Raw genomic sequence first — 22,142 nt, 5'->3', positions numbered from 1 at the left:
TAGGCCAGGTCGGTGCGAGTCCAGTCGACCACAGGCATGAAATTATAGCAGATCGTCTGGATTCCGGCCTTCGCGAGAGCGCGGATGCTGTCGCGATAATAGCCGGCATAGCGCTCGCGCTCCGGCGCGCCGATCTTGAAGGAATTGTGAACCGGAATGCTCTCGACGACCGACCAGGTCAACCCAGCCGCCTCGATGATGCGCTTGCGTTCGAGCACATCGGCCTCAGGCCAGGCCCTGCCATCATAGATATGGTGAAGCGCTGAAACCACGCCGGTGGCGCCAGCCTGTTTGACATGTTCAAGCGTCACCGGATCATCGGGACCGTACCAACGCCAACACTGTTCCATGAAGCCTCCCTGGACGTTTATGCGGAACCCATATTGTTGGACCACAGGCCTGTCAACACGCCTACAAGTTGACCGCAAGTCATCTCTCTAAGGGCCCTCTAGATAAGAATCCATTGATTTTTTTTGCTGGTCCGCTCTAAGTTGGTCCAACAAATTACAGGGAGGTCACCTCTTGGAGCAAGATGCCGGAGACAGCAGTTCGGCTGTCGACCAGACTGTCCGGCAGATCCTCGACCTTATTCGCACCCGCGCCATGTCGGTGGGTGACATCCTGCCCACCGAACGGGAACTTGGCGAATTGTTCGGCGCGAGCCGCAACACGATACGCGAAGCGCTGCGCACCATCCGCACCTATGGCCTTATCGATCCCAAGCCGCGTGTCGGCGCGGTGCTGGCGGACCGCCAGAATGTCGCGATCCAGAACTTCTTCGCCGCACAGATGGATATTTCGAGGACCTCGTTTCATGACATACAGGGGTTCCGCCGCATCATCGAGGTGAGCATTGGCGACCACATCATCCTCAATGCCAGCGCCGCTGAACTCGAGGTCCTAGACGAGGTCAACGACCTGATCGCAACCAGCAAGGATGTCCAGGAAGCCGCGCAGCGCGATTTTGACTTCCACCTGGCGCTGATGAAGCTCGCCGGCAACCGCATGCTGGTGCAGACCTACCAGTTCCTGTCGCCGGTTATCCTGCACATCATGTCAGTCGGCAAATCGATACGGCCGGTGTTGAATGAAACACGCCACGCCCATGGCGAGATCATTGCCGCGCTTCGCGCGCGCGACCGCATTGCCTATAGCTATTTGATGAGCCGGCATCTCGATTTCGGGCTGCGCTTCGTACCCGACGACCTCGAAAACGCACGGACCTCCCCGACTATGCCAGGCCCGACTTCTTCCAAGGATTTGCACAATGACTCACTTTGAAAACAAGGTCGCGTTGATCACCGGCACGACCGGTATCGGCCTGGCAACCGCCAAACGCCTGGCGGCTGGGGGCGCCGCGATCGTCGCCTGCGGGATCGACAGCGCGGCCAACGCCGCCATGCAGGAAAGCCTCGCCAAGTCCGGAGCCGATGCGCTGGTGCAAACGGTTGACGTCTCCGTTTCCGAGCAGGTTCGCGACGCGGTCGCGGCCGGCGTGGCGAAATTCGGCGGCATAGACGTCATCGTCAATTCGGCGGCGGTGCATCCCTACGGAACGGCGACGACAACCGACTGGGAAACGTGGAACCGGGCTATGACGGTCAATGTCGGCTCGATCTATCTGACCGCCCATTTCGGCATCCCGGAAATGATCAAGCGTGGCGGCGGCGCCATCGTCAACGTCGCTTCGGTGCAGGGCTTCGCCTGTCAGCAGAACGTTGCCGCCTATGCCACGACCAAGGGCGCCATCCACACGCTGACGCGTTCGCTGGCACTCGACTATGCCGCGTCCGGCATAAGGGTCAATTCGGTCAGCCCGGGCTCGATCCGCACACCGATCCTCGAAAAGGCCGCGCGTGGCGACGGCGGCAGCGATGCCGACGTGGAAGAGGCCTACAGGCGCTTCGGCGCGGCCCATCCGCTCGGCCGCATCGGCGAACCGGAGGAAGTGGCGGAACTCATCGCTTTCCTGTGCTCATCGAAGGCCGGCTTCTGCACAGGCGCCGACTACAAGATAGATGGCGGCCTCACCGCCGGTATCGGCGTGAAGTAAGACCGTGAAGATTGGTCTTGGCCTTTACCGGGAATCGCTTACCCAAAGCAATTTCCGTTTCGCCCGGCAGGCAGGCGCCACCCACATCGTCGCCCACCTCACAAACTATTTTCGCGGCCGCGATCCTTCGCTGTCCGCCGGCAGCGAGAAGGAGGGCTGGGGTGACTGCTCCACCGACGAACTTTGGAACTACGAGGATTTCGCCGGCCTGGTGACAGCCGTGCGCGACAACGGCCTGGAACTCGCCGCGATCGAGAATTTCTCGCCCCGCTTCTGGTCCGATGTGTTGCTCGGCGGACCCGACAGGGCGAAGCAGATCGAAGGGCTGAAGCGCCTGGTCCGCGATGCCGGACGTGCCGGCATTCCCTGCATCGGCTATAACTTCTCAATAGCCGGCGTCTGGGGCTGGTCGCGCGGAGCGTTCGCGCGCGGCGAGGCGATATCGGTGGGGCTCGACCTCACCGCCATAGACCCCGATCTGTCCCTGCCGGACGGCGTCGTCTGGAATATGCGCTACCGCGCCGGCCGGCCGGATGCCGAACCGGTGCAGGTCAGCAGCGAAGAACTCTGGCAGCGGCTTGGTGTCTTTCTGCGCGAGATCGTGCCGGTGGCCGAAGAGGCGGGTGTCATGCTGGCTGCGCATCCGGATGATCCGCCGACAGAGGCACTGCGCGGTGCCGCGCGTCTCGTCAATCGGCCGGAGAAATACGACCGGCTCATGGGCATAGTCGATTCGCCGTCCAACGGGCTGGAGCTCTGCCTCGGTTCACTCCAGGAAATGCCCGGCACGGATGACATCTACTCGCATGTCCGGCGCTTCGCCCGAAGCGGACGCATCGGCTACATCCACTTCCGCAACGTACGCGGCAAGGTGCCGACCTACCACGAGACGTTCGTCGATGACGGCGATATCGATATGGCCGAAATTGTTCGAATCCTGCGCGATGAAAGCTATCACGGCGTCCTGATCCCCGACCATACGCCCGAAATGTCCTGCGATGCGCCCTGGCACGCTGGCAAGGCCTTTGCACTCGGTTACATGCGTGCGCTGGTCCAAAACGCCGCGGCGCTAGGGCCTTCGCACAACACACAATCCACGACCGGCTGGAGTCAAGCCTCATGACCACATCGAAGCGCCCCTATGCCGACGACACCGAAATGTACCGGCTGTTCGAGGACGAACTTTTCGTCGCCGTAGTTGGTCACGTCATGGATACACTCGGGCTGCGGCATCAGTTCCTTCCGCCCCTGTTCAAGCCGGTGGACGAGAAGACGCGGCTGCTCGGCCGGGCCATGCCGGTGCTCGAATCCCACATCTTTTTCTCCAATGAACCGACGCACAATCGTCTGATGACCAAGCCGTTCGGGCTGATGTTCGAAGCGCTGGATGATCTCAAGCCTGGCGAGATCTATGTCGCCAGCGGCGCCTCGCCGCGCTATGCGCTATGGGGCGAACTGATGTCGACGCGCGCGAAAATCCTCGGCGCCCATGGCGCGCTGGTCGACGGTTTCGTCCGCGACACGGATCAAAGCGCTCGGCTTCCCCTGCTTCTGCACCGGCTACTACGCACAGGACCAGGGCGTGCGCGGTAAGGTCATCGACTATCGGTGCGCGTTGGAGATCGGCGGCGTGCGGATCGAGACGGGGGCTCTGCTGTTTGGCGACAAGGAAGGTGTCCTCGTCATCCCGCGCCATGCGGAAGAGGAGGTGGTGCGGCTGGCGCTTGAAAAGGCTCGCGGTGAGAAGCTTGTTGCCGAGGCAATCCGCGGGGGTATGTGCGCGGTCGAAGCCTACAGAACCTTCGGAATCATGTGACCAGTCGCTTGATCGACGGGATGACTGCACGCAGTGGTGCACCAAGCAAACCCACCTATTTGCGCCATTGCACGCCTCTCCAAAGATGTCTGCTGCGCTTTATCCCCCTTCCCAACGTTCAGAACAATTGCCAAGAGAATACTAGCAAATATGTCACTGCTGTCTGAGCGTCCGCTTCTAGGAAACTGTACCACTGGCCGAACGACTACCATAGAGGCGCAAAGCTGCCGTTTCCGACATCGGACCCTGGTTCCCTACCTACCCAAATCGAGCACCTGTAACCGTCCACAATAAAACAACCACTACCTTTGCGGGGGGATGCGTCCTCTGGCGCGCCGCAGCGATTGAGTTGCCCGGGACGCAAAAACCGCCCCGGTTAGACCGGGACGGTTATTGATTTATGATGAAAGTGGTTGCCGGGGATAGGATTTGAACCTGCTGGCCTCGCTTGCGAAGTCGCTTCAACAGACGAACTCAGTTGCAGCGCTGTATTGGCGGTAGCGCTCTGAGGCTACCCTCTCTTAGCCGGTATGGTCAGCGATTTGTCCGAAATGTACGCCGCAGCCGCCGGTCGCCGCCGACCAGAGGCACACCCTTCCCGTACTGCTAAAAGTCCGCTTACTCAGACGATATGCTTTGTGCGAGGAGGACCAGAAAGGATGGACCGTGAAGCGGCGCTCGCCAACAGCGCGGCCGATCACGGTTGAGCGAATTGAGCGCGCGCTCGATCGCGTTGCCGAGATCATCGTCGCGCGTGATGCGCAGGGTGAGGCATGGCTCCCGTTATACGATTATCTCGAACGCGCGCAGCAGGACTACCAGGCGAAGCAGGATCGGCTTGCGGCGGTGCGACAGCGCGCTAAACGATCGCGGGATCAAAGGGCAGAGCGATCTTCATGAGTTCTTCCTGCCACATCTTCATGTCACCGCCCTCGCCATATTTTGGCCGGTCAATTGTATGGCCCATCAGCATACGACGCAGTTCCTCGTCCAGCCTGGCATTCTTCATACGGTCTTCGAAGGAGTGCCGCAGCGAATAAACCGTGTGATTGTTGGTTGGGAACAATTCGTGGGTCTCGAAGTGCTTGTTGAGCAGCGCTGATAAGGACGCCTCACGATCCTTGTAGCGCGGAAAGCCCTTCGGATGCTTCTTGAACACCTCGAGAGCGACACCGATCAGAGGTACCTTGCGTATCGATGACGCGGTCTTGATCTCGCGCGGATCATCGGGGTCGTCACGTGGCTCGATCGAAATGTGGGGCACTTCGTGATCAAGATGGATGACACCGGAGTGGAGGTTGGCGAGTTCGCTTGGCCTGGCACCCGTTTCCGCGAAGGCAAGCACGATGCCGCGTGCCTCGTCATTGAGCGTCGCCAACGCGCCAGGTGCAAATATCTTGTCGCGAATCCAGTCAGTTGGAAATGGGGGCCGAGAGCGCTTCGACTTATCGCTGAATGACAGGTCGGCGAAGGGGTTCTTCTGCTCGGGAAGCCCAATATGCCGATAGTAGTCGGCGTACAGGGTCCGGAGATTGCCCATATTTCGGTTGCCGGTCGACGCCGAGCGGTCTGCCCTTCCCTTCTCAGGGGCAATTCGGTCCAGCCAATATTTGTGAACGGCACGCGCGTCGTCTCGGGTGATCTCGCTCATCCGCTTGTCGCCGAGTAAGGCGATGAAGACATCGACGCTCATTCGGCGTTTTGCCTTCCAGCGTTTTCTTTGGTCTGGGCTTTTTGTGCGGATTTCGTCGCGAGCGATCTCGGTGAAGTGGAGTTGCAGCGCCTCTGATATCTTATCGTCAGGAGGGGCTACCGCACCGCTGACCGCGTCGATCAGTGGTGAGCTGTGAGGTTTTCCAATCGTGGCTTCGACCCGCTGCAAGATTGTGTCGAGCGGCTCGGCAATAAGGATGTCCGCGAGCGGCCGGTAAACGAACCCCAAGGCTTCCGCGCGTTTGATCGCTCGCTGGTATCGAATGCGTGCGGCTTGAGGATTGTCTCCCCCCATAAGGGAGGACCAAAGCGCGTTGTCGGCAGCCTCATGAAGATCGCGGGCAGTTCGCGCCTTCGACCGGTCAATCGTGTCCAAGGCGCGACGAACGAATTCACCACGCTCATCGAGATCCCGGAGTTCCTTTGGGACGCGGCGGTAGTAGTGAAAATGGCTGCCTCGCACCCTAAGGAAGCGGTCAGGGTCTTGCTCTTCGCGACGTCTTCCCATGTCTAAAGCGTACCATTTGTAGCACAATAGGTAGCACAATAGGTAGCACAAAAGCTCAAAGCGGGGCAATAGCCTCGGCAGAATTCGAAATTTTATGCAATAATATCAAGCGTTTGATGGAGAGTGCTAGTGGTACCGTTGGCTGGGATCGAACCAGCGACCTCCGGATCCACAATCCGGCGCTCTAACCATCTGAGCTACAACGGCACGTCTTAACGTTAGTAGCAGGATCGGGGTGGAAGGTTCACTCTCCGCGATCCGCTCTTTCGTTCGGCGATGCGTCCTTACGGGCTTATGAATTCTAATTCAAGGCTTTTGCAAAGCAAAGGCCACTTCCCTACAGCGGCGCCCCTTTCGCCGGGCAAAGAAAAAGGCCGGCGGGAGGAGGTGCCGGCCTTTTCCTGTTACGAGCCAGCGGGAGGAGGTGCTGGCTGGTCACCCCGAAGAGCAGAGGGAGGAGGTTCCACTCGCCGGGTATTCGCTCGGTCGCCACTGTCTCACATCTATTTGTCCGACAAAATGCGACCTTTTGTTGCATCCGCGGACGATGCGCACTTGTTAGGCGGCCTTGATTTCCTTGATCGCCTTCTCGAAGGCGGTCTTGATCGGCTTCGAGACGTCCTCGGCCGCCTTGGAGGCAACGGCCTGGAAGTCCTTGGCCTGCTCGACGGTCAGTTCGACGCGCTTACGCAGGAACGCGGTCTGCAACTCGATGACTTCCGACAGCGACTTCGCGCCGATCAGGGCTTCGAGATGCGAGAAGCCGGCCTCGGCGTTGGCGCGCAGCGCGGTGATGGTCTTGAGCGACAGGTCGCTGGAAACAGCCTTGGCGGTTTCGTAGGTCGACTCCAGGGCCTTCTGGGTTTCCTCGGCACCGGTCTTGAGCTTGGCGTAGGCCTCCTTCGACTGCTCAACGCCCTTTTCGGCGAAAGCGCGCATCTGGTCGGTGGCCTTGGAAGCGTCGAAGCTCGGGAATTCAACGTTTTCGATCGTCTCGGCGGTCTTGGTCCTGGACATTTTCCATCCTTTTCAGCGGCAGCGGCTTTGACAGAAAGCCGTCTCGTTCATGTATGATGGCAATATAAAGGCAAATCTTGTGCATTGCAATATCTTTGTTGCAGTGCACAAAAAAATGTTTTCGGCCGTTAACCAAACGGCCAAAATTCAGCCTTTGCACGTTCTGGCTTGTGGACCTTCGTGGCTGCGGCTTTTATTAACAAAGCGTTAACTGCAAATTCGCCGCTCCGTGAGGGTTCGCCAAGCGCATGCCGTCCGAATATTCCTTCCTCGACGTCGCCGTGCTTGACGCGGTCCGCCAGCGGTTTGCCGCCGGCGACGCAATCGCGATCCTGTCGGTGGACCTCGAGCAGGTGATCTGGGCCAACGGGCCGGGCGCCGCCATGTTCGGCTATCCCGATATCGAAGCGATCATCGGGGCTTCGGCGCGGCTGCCGCTGATCGCACGCCGCCAGATCATGGCGACCAGCGGTTTTCCCCAGATCGGCGTCGATCGATCGATTACCGTGCGCCTGGCGACCGGCATGACCAGTCGCGCCGTCGGCTTTCTTGCCAGTGCCGTGACGCTACCCGACGGCGAGAATGCCATCATGCTGGCGGTGCCGGCCGCGCAGACCGGCTCGCGCAGTGCCGCCGAGATCGCCGGCCGGGCAATCAGCGGCTTTACCGAAGACGGCCATTTCATCGCCTTCATCGATGCCAAGGGCAATGTCGAGGCCGCCTCGGAGGGATTTTCGGCGCTCGGCATCCAGCCCGCGACACTGGCCGCCCTGGTGGCCGACGTCGCGGCCGAGGGCGAGCGCATCGTCAAGCGCCTCGTTCCGGGCGGCAGGACCTCCTACCCCGCCGGCCTCGCCCGCCTGACGCCGGAGCGGCATCTGCTGGTGGTGATAGACGAGGACCAACTCGAGGACAGCGCGGCTCCGGCGGACGGTTCGCCCGCGACCACGGAAAGCCCCGCCGAGGAGGTTGGCGTTCGGATGGCGGCAACCGCCGCGACAGAGGCGAGCGAGCGGTTGCCCGCCGTTGCCGCGACCGAGCACGAACACGTCCCTTCCGGGCCCATGGCTGGCGATATGCCGGAACCGACAGCGCAGGAAATCGAGGAGCCGGCCGGGCCGACACCCGTTGCCGCCGACAATGATCAGCCGGCGGCGGGCACGCCGGGGCAGCACGATCATTGGTATTTCAATGCCGGAGAAGACGACGCGCCAGCCGCGCCCGAACCGAAACGCGTGGCAGAGGCGGTCGGCACCGAAGCTGCGGCGCACAGCGTAAAGCAGGACGAGGCCACCTCGCCTGTAGCCCCGACCGCGACCGTGGCCACCCGGACGATAGACCGCTCGGCCGCACCGCTGCGTTTTGTCTGGCGGACCGACGCCGAGGGTAAGTTCAGCGCCCTGTCGCCGGAATTCGCCGATATCGTCGGCCATCCGGCCGCCGACGTGATCGGCCGGCGCTTCCGGGATGTGGCGGCGGCCTTCGGCCTTGATGCATCCGGCGAGATCTCCGGCCTGCTGGAGCGGCGCGACACCTGGTCCGGCCGCTCGGTGCTGTGGCCGGTCGTCGGTACCGACCTGAAGATCCCTGTCGACCTGGCGGCATTGCCTGTCTATGGGCGCGGCCGCGCCTTCGAAGGCTTTCGCGGCTTCGGCGTCGCGCGAAGCGGGGATGCGGTCGTCGATCCGGAAGCGATCGGCATGGCCCTGGTGCCCAATGGCGAGATGCCGGCGGCACCCAAGCCGGAAGCCGTAGAGACAGTGCCGGAAGACCCAAAGGCCGAAGAACCAAAGGCATCGGATCCGTTCAAGGGCGAAGTGCCGGCGCTGACCATCGTCCCGAAACCGGAGCGGCGCTTTGCCGACAAGGTCATCCGGTTGGCCGAACACCGGCAGCCGGCCAACGACAAGGGGCTGTCCTCGCTGGAACGCAGCGCATTCCGCGAGATCGGCGAGCGGCTGAAAAGAGATAGTTCCACGGCAGAGCCGCCGGCGGGAGCCGAGCGGGCAAGGCAGGCGGAACAAGGTGCCGGAGCAGGGTCTTTGCCCGCGCCGCTCGACGCGGCCAAGCCGGAGGCCGATGCGAAGCCGCGGGCGGATATCGCCAACCCGAATGCCGGACCAGCAGGCTCGAGCCAGGAACCGGCGAGCGGCCCGGCGCATGAGATACCAGCGCCCGATGCGGAAGACGAGCCGGATGCGGGCGAATTTTCCCCAAGCGATGCCGAGGATCAGAGGGATCTGGCGCGGCTCGACGGTGCGCAACCGGACCAGGCCGAACAACAGGCGCCGGCCTCCGGATACCCGCCGCCGGAGGCCTCGGGCTCCCTGCTCGACTATGCCGCCCACGATAGCGACAAAGAGGCGGCGACGGCCGAGGATGGCGAGGCTGCGGCGCAGGCAGAACCTGCCCAGGCACCGGCCGATGACGACAGCATGACGTCAGACGATTTTCGCGACGCCGAGGATGACGAGGATTGGGCCGGCGACGCAGCAACTGCATCCGGCGATCAAGCGATTGCGGCCACCGGCGGAACCGGCGGCACGCATCACGCGGCCGAGACGCTCATCCAGCCGCCACGGCTGCAGGTACCGCCGCTCAAGACCGAAGGGTTCATGCCGTCGGCTTTTTCCGTCGGCACAGAAAACAAGACGCCCGATACATCGCTGCTCGGCAAGCTGCCGGTGCCGCTGATCATCCATTCAGGCGACCAGTTGCACTATGCCAACGAGGAATTCCTCGACCTGACCAGGTACGCGACGCTGGAGGACCTCGAGGATGCGGGCGGCCTCGGCGCTTTGTTTGCCGATCCCTATGCCGATGACGGCGCCTCCGACGGCAGCGACCGGGCGCTGCGGCTGAAGACGCGCGACGGGCAGGAATTCCCGATCGACGCCATCCTGCGCTCCGTGCCCTGGCGCGACGGCAAGGCCCTGATGCTGGTCGTTCGCCGTTCCGGCGAGGATGATGCGCCCGCGGCAGCGCATGCGATCGGCGAGGAGCCGACGCAGCCCGACATTTCTGAGCTCAAGGCACGCATCGCCGAGATGCGCACCATCATCGACACAGCTACCGACGGGGTCGTGCTGATCGGCAGCGACGGCACCATCCGTTCGATCAGCCGCCCGGCCGAGGCGCTGTTCGGTTTCGACAGCGACGAGGTGACCGGCAAGCCCTTCGCCTCGCTGTTTGCCATCGAGAGCCAGCGCGCGGCGCGCGACTATCTCACCGGCCTGTCGGAGCCTGGTGTGGCGAGCGTCTTGAATGACGGCCGCGAGGTGATCGGCCGCGAAGCACAGGGACGCTTCATCCCGCTGTTCATGACCATCGGCCGGTTGCCCAACGACAGCGGCTTCTGTGCCGTGGTGCGCGACATCACGCAGTGGAAGCGAGCCGAAGAGGATCTCACCCAGGCGCGCGCGGTGGCCGAACGCGCCTCCTCGCAGAAGACAGATTTCCTCGCCCGCATCAGCCATGAGATCCGCACGCCGCTCAACGCCATCATCGGCTTTTCCGAACTGATGGTCGACGAGAAGTTCGGGCCGGTGGCCAATGACCGCTACCGCGATTATCTGCGCGACATCAACCGCTCGGGCAACCACGTGCTCGATCTGGTCAACGACCTCCTGGATATCTCGAAGATCGAGGCCGGCCAGCAGGAAATGGCTTATGAGGCGGTGTCGCTCAACGATACACTGGCCGAAACCGTGGCGATGATGCAGCCCCAGGCCAACCGCGAACGCGTCATCATCCGCTCCAGCTTCGCCTCGCGGCTGCCGGAAGTGGTGGCGGACCTGCGCAGCGTGCGCCAGATCGCGCTCAACATCCTGTCCAACGCCGTGCGCTATACCCAGGCCGGCGGCCAGGTGATCGTCTCGACCGCCTACGAGACCTCGGGCGACGTCGTCATGCGGGTCCGCGACACCGGCATCGGCATGAGCCAGGCCGAGATCGAGCAGGCGCTGAAGCCGTTCAAGCAGATCAATGCGCTGAAGCGTGGGCGCGGCGACGGCACCGGCCTTGGCCTGCCGCTGACCAAGGCGATGGTGGAAGCCAACCGCGCCCGCTTCACCATCAATTCGACGCCCGGCGAAGGCACGCTGGTGGAGGTTGCGTTTCCCTCGACCCGGGTGCTCGCGGAATAGCAAGCCAAGAAAAAAGGCGCCCGGTAAGGACGCCTTAGGAAATTGGATTGCTGTCACAACGGGGCTTGAGCTGAATTCAGATCCTCGGGGCTGAGGAACGGGATTTCTCCCTCAAGTTACGTGCGACTATCGACGCCGGGCCTTAACAAGTCCTTACCGGGGCGCCAAAAAATTTACGAATGTGTACCACTCGTGAAATCTAGGTAAATTCGTGCGACATATTTCGTTAACCATGGCGGTCGTGGTCACTGCGCGAGCTGCGGCAAGTCGCGGAACAGTTCCAGCGCTTCCGGGTTGGCCAGCGCTTCCTTGTTCTTGATGGCGCGGCCGTGGACCACGTCGCGCACCGCAAGCTCGGTGATCTTGCCCGACTTGGTGCGGGGGATGTCGGAGACGGCGACGATCCTGGCCGGAACATGGCGTGGGCTGGCGCCGCTGCGGATCTTGGCCCGGATGCGCTTTTCGAGATCGTCGTCGAGCTTGACGCCGGCGGCAAGCCGCACGAACAGCACGACGCGCACATCATTGTCGAAATCCTGGCCGATGCACAGCGCCTCGAGGATTTCCGGCATCTGCTCGACCTGGTTGTAGATCTCGGCCGTGCCGATGCGCACACCGCCGGGGTTGAGCGTCGCGTCGGAGCGGCCATGGATGACCATGCCGCCATGATCGGTCCATTCGGCGAAATCGCCATGGCACCAGACATTGTCGAAACGCTCGAAATAGGCCGCCTGGTATTTCCTGCCGTCGGGATCGTTCCAGAAGCCGATCGGCATGGAAGGGAAAGCCCTGGTGCACACCAGCTCCCCCTTCTCCTGCCGGACCGGCTTGCCGTCATCGTCCCAGACGTCGACGGCGAGGCCGAGGCCCGGCCCCTGGATCTCGCCGGTCCAGACCGGCTGGGTCGGCACGCCTAGCACGAAGCACGAGACGATATCGGTGCCCCCGGACACCGAGGCAAGGTGCACGTCCTTCTTGATGCCATCATAGACGAAGCGGAAATCCTCGGGCGAAAGCGGCGATCCGGTGGAGGATATGGCGCGTATCGTCGACAGATCATGGCTGCGGATCGGCTTGAGGCCGGCCTTGCGCACGGAATCGATGAACTTGGCCGAGGTGCCGAAAAAGGTCATCTTCTCGGCATCGGCGAAATCGAACAGCACATTGCCGTCGGGATAGAACGGAGAACCGTCGTAGAGCAGCAACGTGGCGCCGGAAGCGAGGCCCGAAACCAGCCAGTTCCACATCATCCAGCCGCAGGTGGTGAAATAGAAGAAGCGATCGCCATCGCCGAGGCCGGCATGCAACCGGTGTTCCTTGACATGCTGAATGAGCGTGCCGCCGGCCGAATGGACGATGCATTTGGGAACGCCGGTGGTACCGGACGAAAACAGGATGTAGAGCGGATGCGAAAACGGCAGCCGCTCGAAGGTGACGGGCCTGACGGCAAAGGGCGACAGGGCCTCTTCCATCGCCACCGCCTTGTCGATGGTATCAGCCACGTCGGCGGAGGTGCCGAGATAGTCGACGAGCAGGACTTTGCGGACGCCGCCGAGCCTGGCCGCGACCGCCTTGATCTTGTCGGCGACCTCGATCGCCTTGCCATTATACCAATAGCCGTCCGGCGCGATGAAGATGACTGGCTCGATCTGGCCGAACCGATCGAGCACGCCCTGCTCGCCGAAATCGGGAGAACAGGATGACCACACCGCCCCGATCGAGGCCGCCGCCAGCATGGCGGCGACGGCTTCGGGCATGTTGGGCATCATCGCCGCTATACGGTCACCCTTCTTCACCTTGAGCGACAGGAAAAGCTGCTGCAGGCGCGAGACCAGGCCATGCAGTTCATTCCACGACAGCCGCCTCTCGACCTTGTCCTCGCCGCGAAAGACGATGGCCTCGCCAGCGCCGGTCTTTTTCAGAAGGTTTTCGGCGAAATTCAAAGACGCGTCCGGAAAGAAAGAGGCGCCGGGCATCTTCTCGCCGTCGAGCAGCAGTCGTTCACCCTTGTCGCCTTCAAGACCGCAGAAATCCCAGACGAGACCCCAGAACGCCTCCCGGTTCTCGACCGACCAGAGGTGGAGGTCGGCATAGGACGAGAATGGACTGCCGGTACTCGCTGCCGCGGCCTTCATGAAAGCGGTCAATGGCGAGGCATCAATCTGGTCTTGCGTCGGGGTCCAGAGCGGTAGTTCGCCAGCCATGATCGATCCTCCCACGGTCGCCATCGCTTATGCATATCGCTGCGCGGCAGAGCAAGATTTTGTTGGGCCGATGCGGTCAGGTGTGCGCAAATGCCATCGCCGGGCCATAAAGACTTGAAATGCGTCGGCCCTAAGTCGTAGTGACGACAGGGGTTATACCCGTCGGACGCTCGTTTTTGTCGGAATGGAAGCATACGGGGCTATATGCCATCATCCTTGATCCGCCGCGGAGTATGGGCGATCGGCGCTGCCGCGATCGTCATCGCTCTGGTGGTCGCGGCCCTGCCGCTGATCGCCTCGACGCGGATCGTGCGTGACCGCATCGCGTGGGAATTGAGCGCCTGGAGTGGCTTTCGGGTTGCCATCGAGGGGTCGCCACGAATCGAGGTCTGGCCGAATTTCCGCGCGATCCTGACCGATGTGACGCTGTCAAAATGGACCGACGGCGATGCGCCGCCGGTCGTCGAAGCCGAACGGGTCGAAGTCGACCTCTCGGCCATGGCGGCATTGCAGGGCGATGTGGTGTTTTCCACGGCACGGCTGGTGCGGCCGACGATCCGGGTCCAGCGCACGGCGGACGGTCTGTTCCTGCCCACGGCGCCGACCGGCGGGCGCATCGCGCGCTCCATCGATGCGGCCCGTGGCCTGGTCAACGCCGACCCCGCCAAGCCCGACCTCGACAAGCTGCCGGCCGACACGTTCGGCACTGTGGAGTTCAGGGACGGCCGCATGGTGGCGTCCGTCAACGGCAAGGATGAAGAGATCCTGAGCAGTCTTAGCGGCCAGGCCAACTGGGCGGCGATGAACAGCAATGCAACACTGTCCGCGACCGGGATCTGGCGTGGCGAAAGCGTGACCGTGGATGCTGCCTCGCCGAGGCCGCTGGTGCTGTTTGCCGGGGGCATGGCGCCGCTGACCCTGTCCTTCAAGGCGGCGCCGGCCACCTTCTCCTTCGACGGCACGGCCAGCATGTCCGAAAACGCCTATTTCGACGGCCAGGTGAAATTCGCGGCACCTTCGCTGCGCCGCGTACTGGAATGGTCGCAGGCGGGCATCGCGCCGAGCGCCGCGATCGGCTCGATCAGCATTTCGAGCAAGGTCACGGCATCGGCCGGACGCGTCAAGTTCGAGAACACGGCGCTGGCGCTGGACAACAATCCGGGCATGGGTGCGCTGGACGTGTCGCTTGGCGAGGCACAGCCGGTGATCTCGGGCACGCTTGCCTTCGACACGCTCGACCTCAGGTCGTTTCTATCCGCCTTCACGTCGCTGGGACCGGCGAGCAGCGGCGAACCAGGTCAGATCGACACGAGTTTCGCCGACCGGGTCAACCTCGATCTCAGGCTGTCGGCGGCGCATGCCACCGCAGGGAGCATCCAGCTTGCCGATGTCGCAGCCACCGCGCAGGTCAAGGATGGCCTTTCCGTCTTCGACATCTCCGACGCGTCCGCCTTCGGCGGCAACATCCAGACCAGCCTTCGTTTCGACCGCAAGCCCGAGGGCACCCAGGTCGAGATCCGGCTGCTGGCCTCCGATGTCGATGGCGGGGCGTTCGGCACCGCGGCCGGGATGACCCGGCTGGTGCCGGTCGGCACGGGCACCGTCTCGGTCATCCTCAAGGGACCAGGAAGGACCTGGGATTCGGTTTTTGAGAACGCCGACGGCTCTGTCTCGGCGACCTTTGGCCCTGGCGCGCTCAGCAAGTTCAACCTGCCGGCCTTTCTCAAGCATACCGAACAGGGCGGCTTCTTCGCGCTCGACGATGTCTCGGACGGGACGCTGCCCATCGATGGCGCCGAAGTGAAGGCAACCATTTCGCGAGGCGTGGCCAGACTGGACAAGGCCGAGGCCAATTCGGCGAAATACAAGATCTGGCTTTCCGGCATCGCATCCTACGCAGGACGCGGACTGGCGCTGTCGGGCGGTGTCATCCAGCCGGATCAGCCAGCAACGCAGAAGAGCGGCCAGCAGGGACCCAACCAGTCGTCGTTTTTCGTCGGCGGAACCTGGAGCACGCCGTTCATTTCACCCATCAGCCGCGGCGTTTCGGGCGAATAAGGCCTGGCCCCTCAGTTGAAACGCTTCTAACCGCGTTGCGCGGCCCGCTCGTCAAGCTGCCGCTGCACCTCGCGCCGCTTATTGGCGACGGAAGCGATGATGACGCCAACCGTGACGATCGCGATCAGAAGGGTGCAGGCGGCATTGATCTCCGGCGTCACACCGAGGCGGACCTGGCTGTAGATCTTCATCGGCAGCGTGGTGGCGCCAGGGCCCGAAGCAAAGCTGGCGATGACCAGGTCGTCCAGTGACAGCGTGAAGGCCAGCATCCAACCAGACACGATCGCCGGCAGAATGACTGGCAGGGTGATCTGGAAAAAGGTCTTCACAGGTGGCGCGCCAAGATCCATGGCGGCTTCTTCCAGCGAGCGATCGAAGCTGACAAGCCGCGACTGCACGACAACAGCGACAAAGCACATCGTGAAGGTGATATGCGCGAGGATCACGGTCGTCATGCCGCGATCCATGCCGATGGCGACAAACAGCAGGAGCAGCGACAGGCCGGTAATGACATCAGGCATGACCAATGGTGCGAAGATCATGCCGGAGAACAGGACCCTGCCCCGGAAGCGTGTGTAGCGGGTCAGCGCCAGGGCCCCCATTGTGCCGAGAACGGTGGCCACGGTCGCTGAAATCAGACCGACGCGGATGGTCACCCACGCGGCGTCCATCAGACCCTGATTGTGGAACAGCGATACGTACCATTTGGTGGAAAAGCCGCCCCAGACGGTGACGAGCTTGGACTCGTTGAAGGAGAAGACGACGAGCAGCACGATCGGCAAATAGAGAAAGGCAAAACCGAGCGTGATCGAAGTGATGTTGAAGCGGCTCCAGGTGGTGTTCATTTGCCCTGCTCCTGCGCGCGGGCCTGGGCATGCTGGAACAACACGATCGGTACGATCAGCAGCAACAGCAGGATGACGGCAACGGCCGACGACACCGGCCAGTCACGATTGGCGAAAAACTCGTTCCACAGCGTCTTGCCGATCATCAGCGTCTGCGAGCCGCCGAGCAAATCGGGAATGACGAACTCGCCGACGGCCGGGATGAACACCAGCAGGCAGCCGGCTATGACGCCGGGCAGCGACAGCGGAAAAGTGATCTTCCAGAAGGCTGACGTCGGCGGGCAGCCGAGGTCCTTGGCTGCCTCGATCAGCGAATAGTCCATTTTTTCCAGCGACGAATAAAGCGGCAGCACCATGAACGGCAGGTAGGAATAGACGATGCCTATGAAGATGGCCGTGTAGGTGTTGAGGATCACCAGCGGCTGGTTGATGATGTGCAGCGACAAGAGCAGCTGGTTGAGCAGGCCCTCGGGCTTGAGAATGCCGATCCAGGCATAGACGCGGATCAGGAACGACGTCCAGAACGGCAGGATGACCAGCATCAGCAATGTCGGGCGGATTGTCGCCGGAGCGCGCGCCATGCCATAGGCGATGGGATAGCCAACCAGCAGGGTCAGCACCGTCGAGATGGCAGCGATGACCACGCTGGTGAGATAGGCCTTGAAATAGAGTGCGTCCTGCGTCAGCCAGACATAATTGTCGAAGTTGAGGTCGCGAAAGCCGGCGAAGAAACCGGAAACGCCGTCCCTGAAATCGAGCACCGGCGTATAGGGTGGCATGGCGATAGCCGTCTGCGACAACGAGATCTTGAAGACGATGACAAAGGGGACAAGAAAGAAGAACAGCAGCCAGAGATAGGGAACGATGATGACGAGCCGGCTGACGAAGCCGGCACCGAGCCGCGTCAGGAACGGATTGGCGGCGGTCGGTGGCGCGGCGGCATCGGTAACGGCGATGTTGGACATGGCCGTCCCCTACCGTGCCAGCACGACGCCGGCGTCGGGCCGGAAAGACACCCAGGCACGGTCGTTCCAGGTCAGTGGATCCTCGGTCACACGGGCCGCGTTCAAGGCGCTTGCCCGCACGATGTGCCCGTCGTCCAGCCTGACGTGATAGACAGTCATGTCGCCGAGATAGGCGATGTCGTAAACCTCACCTTCCAGCGCGTTGACGGCATCGGCCGGCTTCTTAGACGAGACCCTGATCTTCTCCGGCCTGACGGCGAAGACGATATCCGCATTGGCCTTCGCAGCCGCGCCACCGTTCTCGACGACGATCTGAGCTCCGCTTGGACCTGTAATGCGCGTCGTGTTGGCCGCCTGTTCGGCAACCTTGCCCTCGAACATGTTCACGTTGCCGACGAAATGGGCGACGAAGCGCGAGGTCGGGGCTTCATAGACTTCCGGCGGCGTCGCCACCTGCATCACCTCGCCCTTATCCATGATGGCGATGCGATCGGCCATCGTCATCGCCTCTTCCTGATCATGGGTGACGACGACGAAGGTGAGACCAAGCTCCTGCTGCAGATCCATCAGTTCGAACTGGGTTTCCTCGCGCAGTTTCTTGTCGAGCGCGCCGAGCGGCTCGTCGAGCAGCAGCACCTTCGGTCGCTTGGCTACCGAGCGGGCAAGCGCGACGCGCTGGCGCTGGCCGCCGGAAAGCTGGTGCGGCTTGCGCTTGGCGAACTGCTCGAGCTTGACCAGTTTCAGCATGTCGGCGACGCGCTTCTCGACATCCGGCTTCGGCATGCCTTCCTGTTTGAGACCGAAGGCGATGTTCTTCTCGACGGTCATATGCGGGAACAAGGCATAGGACTGGAACATCATGTTGACCGGCCGGCGATAGGGCGGAATGCCGCGCAGATCCTGGCCGTCGAGCAGGATGCGCCCGGCCGTCGGCTCCTCGAAGCCGGCAAGCATCCTGAGCAGCGTCGACTTTCCGCAACCCGATGCGCCAAGCAGAGCGAAGAATTCACGCTCGAAAATGGTCAGCGACAGATTGTTGACGGCGGTAAAGTCACCAAACTTCTTGGTGACATTGTCGAACTGGATATATGGCTTGGCGTTCGGGTCGTTCCATGGCGCGAAGTCCCTGCGGATGCTGCCAAGCGATTTCATATCCCCACTCCGTGCTTTTTATTCCCCAAAAGAAATCGACCCCGGCAGTGGCTGCCGGGGTCGCGTCGGATTGCCTACTGGCCGGTGACGATCTTGGTCCAGCTGCGCGTGACGATGCGCTGGGTCTTGGGATCGTAAGGCTGGGTGGTATAGAGCTTCTGCAAGGTCGCGGCGTCCGGATAGACCGAGGGATCGTCGAGCAGCGCCTTGTCCACGAATTGCTGCGATGCCTTGTTGCCGTTGGCATAAAGGACATAGTTCGACGACTTGGCGATCACTTCCGGCGTCATCATGTAGTTGATGAATTCAAGCGCCTCGGCGACGTGCGGCGCGTCGGCGGGGATCGCCATCTGATCGAACCACATCTGGGCGCCTTCCTTCGGCACGGAATAGCCGATTTCCACGCCTTGCTTGGCCTCGACCGCGCGGTTGCGAGCCTGGAACACGTCACCCGACCAGCCGACCGCCAGGCAGATATCGCCATTGGCAAGTGCGTTGATGTATTCGGACGAGTGGAACTTCCTGATATAGGGACGGACCTTGAGAAGAGCTTCCTCGGCCTTGGCGATATCGTCGGGCGACGTGCTGTTGGGGTCGAGACCGAGGTACTTCAGCGCCGCCGGCAGGATGTCGGATGGAGAATCCAGCACATAGACGCCGCAATCCTTCAATTTGGCCAGGCTATCGGGGTTGAAGAAGGTATCCCAGCTGTCGATCTTGTCGGTGCCGAGCGCTGCCTGCACTTTCTTGGTGTTGTAGCCGATGCCGACCGTGCCCCACATGTAATTGACCGAGTATTCGTTGCCGGGATCGTATTTGGCGGTGCGCTCCGTAACCGTGTCCCACATGTTGGAGAGGTTCGGCAGCTTCGACTTGTCGAGTTTCTGGAACACACCGGCCTGGATCTGGCGGGCCAGGAAATTGCCGCTCGGCACGACGACGTCGTAGCCGCTGCCGCCGGCGAGCAGCTTGGTTTCGAGGATCTCGTTGGAATCGAACGTATCGTAAACGACCTTGATGCCAGTTTTCTTGGTGAAATCATCGATGATCGAACTGTCGATGTAATCCGACCAGTTGAAGACGTTGACGACGCGGTCCGCGGCGTGACCGGCGGGCGTCAAAAGCGCCAGAAATACCGAGGTTGCCGAAAGCCAGAGTGCTTTGCGGATCATGCTATTCTCCTTTGGTGAGTGTTCCATTGCCGGCGCGTCGCGACATGCTCGCGCGGCCGGGCATTTGCTTTAGACTGTTGAACTTTCCAGAGGTCGACGGCCGCCATTCGGCACGCCGCCGACGGCCGCCCGCACGGTCGGGGCGGGAAGGAATTGCGATGCCGTCAGAAGCTTTCGCCGCCGTGCGGTCAGAGATACTAGAATGTGGTCCGGTCTCGATCGGGCCGCCGGGGAGACTTGGCAAGATACGCCTGTCTTGTTGTTGCCGTGTTCCCAGCCTGCCCGGGCGGAAGCGACATTGTCAATGGGCAAAGCTTCGGCGCCCGCATCAATTAGGCGAAGGCACTCCGGTGACCCCAGCCCGCTGAGGCCGCGCCTGGCGCTTGAATTCGAGCCCAATATGGACAAGCAGCGCCGTGACCACCACCGCGCCGCCGACGATGGTGCGCCCGGACGGCACCTCGGAATGGATGAGCCAGACCCATATCGGCCCCAGGATCGGCTCGAACGTGCCGAGCAACGCCGCGATAGCCGCCGGGATCAAGCGCGCGCCAGTGGCGAAGAAAGCAAGACCAAGGCCGAGATTGACCACGCCGAAGACGAAGAGGAAGCCCATGTCGCCGACCGACACCGCGAACGTCGAGGCCTGCGAGGCAGCGAAGCCCGCCGCAAGGATCGTGCCGAGACACGTCGCCGGCGTCATGCGCACGCTGGAGAAGCGCCGGGTGATGACGGTGGCGATCGAGAACATGAACGCGATCAGCAGCGCCAGTCCATCGCCTATGGGCGAGACGGCGCCGTCAACAGATTCAGACACCATGATGGCGACGCCGGCGAGGACGGCGACGATCGCCATCCAGGTCGCGACGGTTACCTTTTCGCGGAACAGCGCCCAGGCAAACAGGGCCGCCAGAAGCGGCACGCCGGCTTGCATCAAAAGAATATTGGCGACGGTCGTATAGGCAAGCGCCACCACGAACGAGGTCGATGCAATGGCGAAGCAGAACCCCACCGCAATGCCTGGCAGGCCCATGTCGCGGAATGATTTCAGCATGCCGCGCCAGCCGTCACGCCAGACCATGAAGCAAAGCAGGAAGACGGCAGCCCACGCGGAGCGCCAGAATATCACGGTCCAGCTGTCGCCGACCGTGATGAACCGGGCGATGGTGCCGCCGAAACTCCACATCAGTGCCGACAGGAACACCAGAAGGAAGCCGATGCGCTCCTCGCGCAGCGGGATGGCCGCGGACGTGGCGATCTGCCTTGATGTGGTGTCGGTCATGGGCGCGACTGTCGAGATTTTGAGGACGGCACGATGCGCAGGAGACGACAAGAACGTACCCTGTTCGCGTACCGCAAAGGCATTGGCGAGGCGTGATCCAGTGCAGTGTTCCGTTTGGCGCACTGCCGGCACGCCCGACAACAGTCAGCAGCGCTTGGGCGACGCCTACGACGTGCGCTTGTTGCCGCGAATGAAGCGCCAGACTCCGGCCAAGGGAACCAGCAAGATCAAACCGAATTTCTTCAGCGCAATGAGCGCCACGGCCAGAAGGCCCGCCTTCGCCGCCAATTTTCCCGCTATGAGGCCACCAATGCCAACTGCCGCAACTGTATCGGAGCCGGGTATGAAATCAGTGTATTTCTTGCCGGTATTGAAGGCGGCGAGGCCAAGGACTTCGTCCAGGCTTTGCCTTATCTCCGGCAATTGCTCCACCGTAGCGATATAACTCATCACAAAAACGCCCTCCTTACCCAGAAAGCGGACGTCGTAGTTGAGCGTGTGGACGGTATCGTCTCCGAATTGCAGTTCCTTTGCCCAGTGCAAACGCTTGTTGACCGAGTCGTAGACTGGCGGCGAGGCCCAGCCGATCAAGGTAATGGGAGGAAAGCCATCCTTTGCCCTTTGATCGTTGCCTGACAATGTGTCCGCCTGCATGGTGCGCAGCAACTCGCCGTAGTCGATGGATGCGGCGTCGCCATCATCGACATAGCCTATCTTCTCCCATCGCAACTCTATGCCCCAATTGCCATCGGCAATGGGATCATATTTGGCCGGAAAGATCATGCCGACCGAATCGGCAGCGGAACTGGCAGGATTGCCCCAGGCTTCTGTCAAAACAGAGGCAGTGTCTTTCTTGTTAAGAAAATAGAACTTATCGCCAAGGGTCAGGTGTACACCTTCGGCAAGGTCCACCGTGCCGATCTTCGGCTCGATTTTGTCCAGGAAAGCCTTGCCGTCGTCATTGTACCCTTGGTAAAATTTAAAAAAATCCGAGGATTTTTCCGCCTGAGCGGGCCAGACCGAAAGGGCAAGGCCCAAACCAAGCCAAAGAGCTATCCGGCTCATCAATCCCCCCGATCGCTGCACAGATTGTCGTTGATATCTTAACAGCAATGCTTAATCAATATTGCATCCGCTATGTTTAGCGTGACGGCTTATTGTCTTCCTGAGTAGGAAGCAGTCTTCTTCTTCGCGCGGCAAGTCACCACGACA

Annotated in this window: 15 protein-coding genes, 1 tRNA gene and 1 pseudogene; 6 read left to right on the top strand and 11 right to left on the bottom strand. The window is 61.8% G+C overall.

The window, feature by feature from the left end:
* On the bottom strand, positions 1 to 350 hold a 350-nt coding region (locus tag LB524_RS27170; RefSeq protein ID WP_224531409.1), incomplete at its 3' end, for a mannonate dehydratase.
* Positions 351 to 522: 172 nt separating this feature from the next.
* On the opposite strand from LB524_RS27170, the gene LB524_RS27165 reads away from it, so the two are divergent.
* The 4 genes and pseudogenes from LB524_RS27165 (at position 523) to LB524_RS28955 (ending at position 3,869) form a co-directional block, all read left to right on the top strand.
* Positions 523 to 1,281 carry a FadR/GntR family transcriptional regulator gene (locus tag LB524_RS27165; protein WP_224531406.1) on the top strand — a complete coding sequence of 253 codons (759 nt, stop codon included), beginning with the start codon at positions 523 to 525 and terminating at the stop codon, positions 1,279 to 1,281.
* Entirely contained in the window at positions 1,268 to 2,053 is a 786-nt protein-coding gene (locus tag LB524_RS27160) for an SDR family NAD(P)-dependent oxidoreductase (RefSeq protein WP_224531403.1), read from the top strand. The genes LB524_RS27165 and LB524_RS27160 overlap by 14 nt, the downstream gene beginning before the upstream one ends.
* A gap of 4 nt (positions 2,054 to 2,057) precedes the next feature.
* Entirely contained in the window at positions 2,058 to 3,176 is a 1,119-nt protein-coding gene (locus LB524_RS27155) for a mannonate dehydratase (protein ID WP_140790501.1), read from the top strand.
* Positions 3,173 to 3,869, top strand: a pseudogene (locus LB524_RS28955) (RraA family protein). The gene LB524_RS27155 and the pseudogene LB524_RS28955 overlap by 4 nt, the downstream one beginning before the upstream one ends.
* An 859-nt stretch (positions 3,870 to 4,728) precedes the next feature.
* Here the strand turns inward: LB524_RS28955 and LB524_RS27145 are convergent.
* The 3 genes from LB524_RS27145 to LB524_RS27135 form a co-directional block, all read right to left on the bottom strand.
* Positions 4,729 to 6,090, bottom strand: a complete 1,362-nt coding sequence (locus LB524_RS27145; RefSeq protein WP_224531401.1) for a DUF6538 domain-containing protein — start codon at positions 6,088 to 6,090, stop codon at positions 4,729 to 4,731.
* Positions 6,091 to 6,220: 130 nt separating this feature from the next.
* Positions 6,221 to 6,297, bottom strand: a tRNA-His gene (locus LB524_RS27140).
* A gap of 351 nt (positions 6,298 to 6,648) precedes the next feature.
* Positions 6,649 to 7,107, bottom strand: a complete 459-nt coding sequence (locus LB524_RS27135) for a phasin (RefSeq protein WP_015316319.1) — start codon at positions 7,105 to 7,107, stop codon at positions 6,649 to 6,651.
* A gap of 248 nt (positions 7,108 to 7,355) precedes the next feature.
* Here LB524_RS27135 and LB524_RS27130 point away from each other — a divergent pair, with 248 nt between their 5' ends.
* A complete protein-coding gene (locus tag LB524_RS27130; RefSeq protein WP_224531399.1) occupies positions 7,356 to 11,252 on the top strand; it encodes a PAS domain S-box protein in 3,897 nt (1,298 codons plus the stop codon).
* Between the two features lie 245 nt (positions 11,253 to 11,497).
* Here the strand turns inward: LB524_RS27130 and LB524_RS27125 are convergent, their stop codons facing one another.
* Complete coding sequence (locus tag LB524_RS27125) at positions 11,498 to 13,456, bottom strand: acetoacetate--CoA ligase (protein ID WP_224531397.1); 1,959 nt, start codon at positions 13,454 to 13,456, stop codon at positions 11,498 to 11,500.
* A gap of 204 nt (positions 13,457 to 13,660) precedes the next feature.
* Between LB524_RS27125 and LB524_RS27120 the strand changes: the two genes are divergently transcribed.
* Entirely contained in the window at positions 13,661 to 15,514 is a 1,854-nt protein-coding gene (locus tag LB524_RS27120) for an AsmA-like C-terminal region-containing protein (protein WP_140715801.1), read from the top strand.
* Positions 15,515 to 15,540: 26 nt separating this feature from the next.
* Here LB524_RS27120 and LB524_RS27115 read toward each other — a convergent pair whose 3' ends face one another.
* The 6 genes from LB524_RS27115 to LB524_RS27090 all read right to left on the bottom strand — a co-directional run bounded on the left by LB524_RS27115 (position 15,541) and on the right by LB524_RS27090 (position 21,995).
* Positions 15,541 to 16,359, bottom strand: a complete 819-nt coding sequence (locus LB524_RS27115) for an ABC transporter permease (protein WP_015316315.1) — start codon at positions 16,357 to 16,359, stop codon at positions 15,541 to 15,543.
* Positions 16,356 to 17,324, bottom strand: a complete 969-nt coding sequence (locus LB524_RS27110; protein WP_140715803.1) for an ABC transporter permease subunit — start codon at positions 17,322 to 17,324, stop codon at positions 16,356 to 16,358. The genes LB524_RS27115 and LB524_RS27110 overlap by 4 nt, the downstream gene beginning before the upstream one ends.
* Before the next feature lie 9 nt (positions 17,325 to 17,333).
* Positions 17,334 to 18,476 carry an ABC transporter ATP-binding protein gene (locus tag LB524_RS27105; protein ID WP_224531393.1) on the bottom strand — a complete coding sequence of 381 codons (1,143 nt, stop codon included), beginning with the start codon at positions 18,474 to 18,476 and terminating at the stop codon, positions 17,334 to 17,336.
* Positions 18,477 to 18,550: 74 nt separating this feature from the next.
* Positions 18,551 to 19,648 (bottom strand): polyamine ABC transporter substrate-binding protein, encoded by a 1,098-nt coding sequence (locus LB524_RS27100; protein WP_023772832.1) that lies wholly within the window; start codon positions 19,646 to 19,648, stop codon positions 18,551 to 18,553.
* Between the two features lie 328 nt (positions 19,649 to 19,976).
* Complete coding sequence (locus LB524_RS27095) at positions 19,977 to 20,930, bottom strand: DMT family transporter (protein WP_224531391.1); 954 nt, start codon at positions 20,928 to 20,930, stop codon at positions 19,977 to 19,979.
* Positions 20,931 to 21,095: 165 nt separating this feature from the next.
* Positions 21,096 to 21,995, bottom strand: coding sequence for a DUF2167 domain-containing protein (locus tag LB524_RS27090; RefSeq protein ID WP_224531388.1), 900 nt, complete (start codon positions 21,993 to 21,995; stop codon positions 21,096 to 21,098).
* Positions 21,996 to 22,142 lie beyond the last annotated feature (147 nt).

Source organism: Mesorhizobium sp. ESP6-5 (assembly GCF_020164695.1).
Lineage (GTDB): Bacteria > Pseudomonadota > Alphaproteobacteria > Rhizobiales > Rhizobiaceae > Mesorhizobium > Mesorhizobium australicum.
Note: the sequence above shows the minus strand (reverse complement) of the source record. Positions and strands in the feature narration are given on the sequence as shown.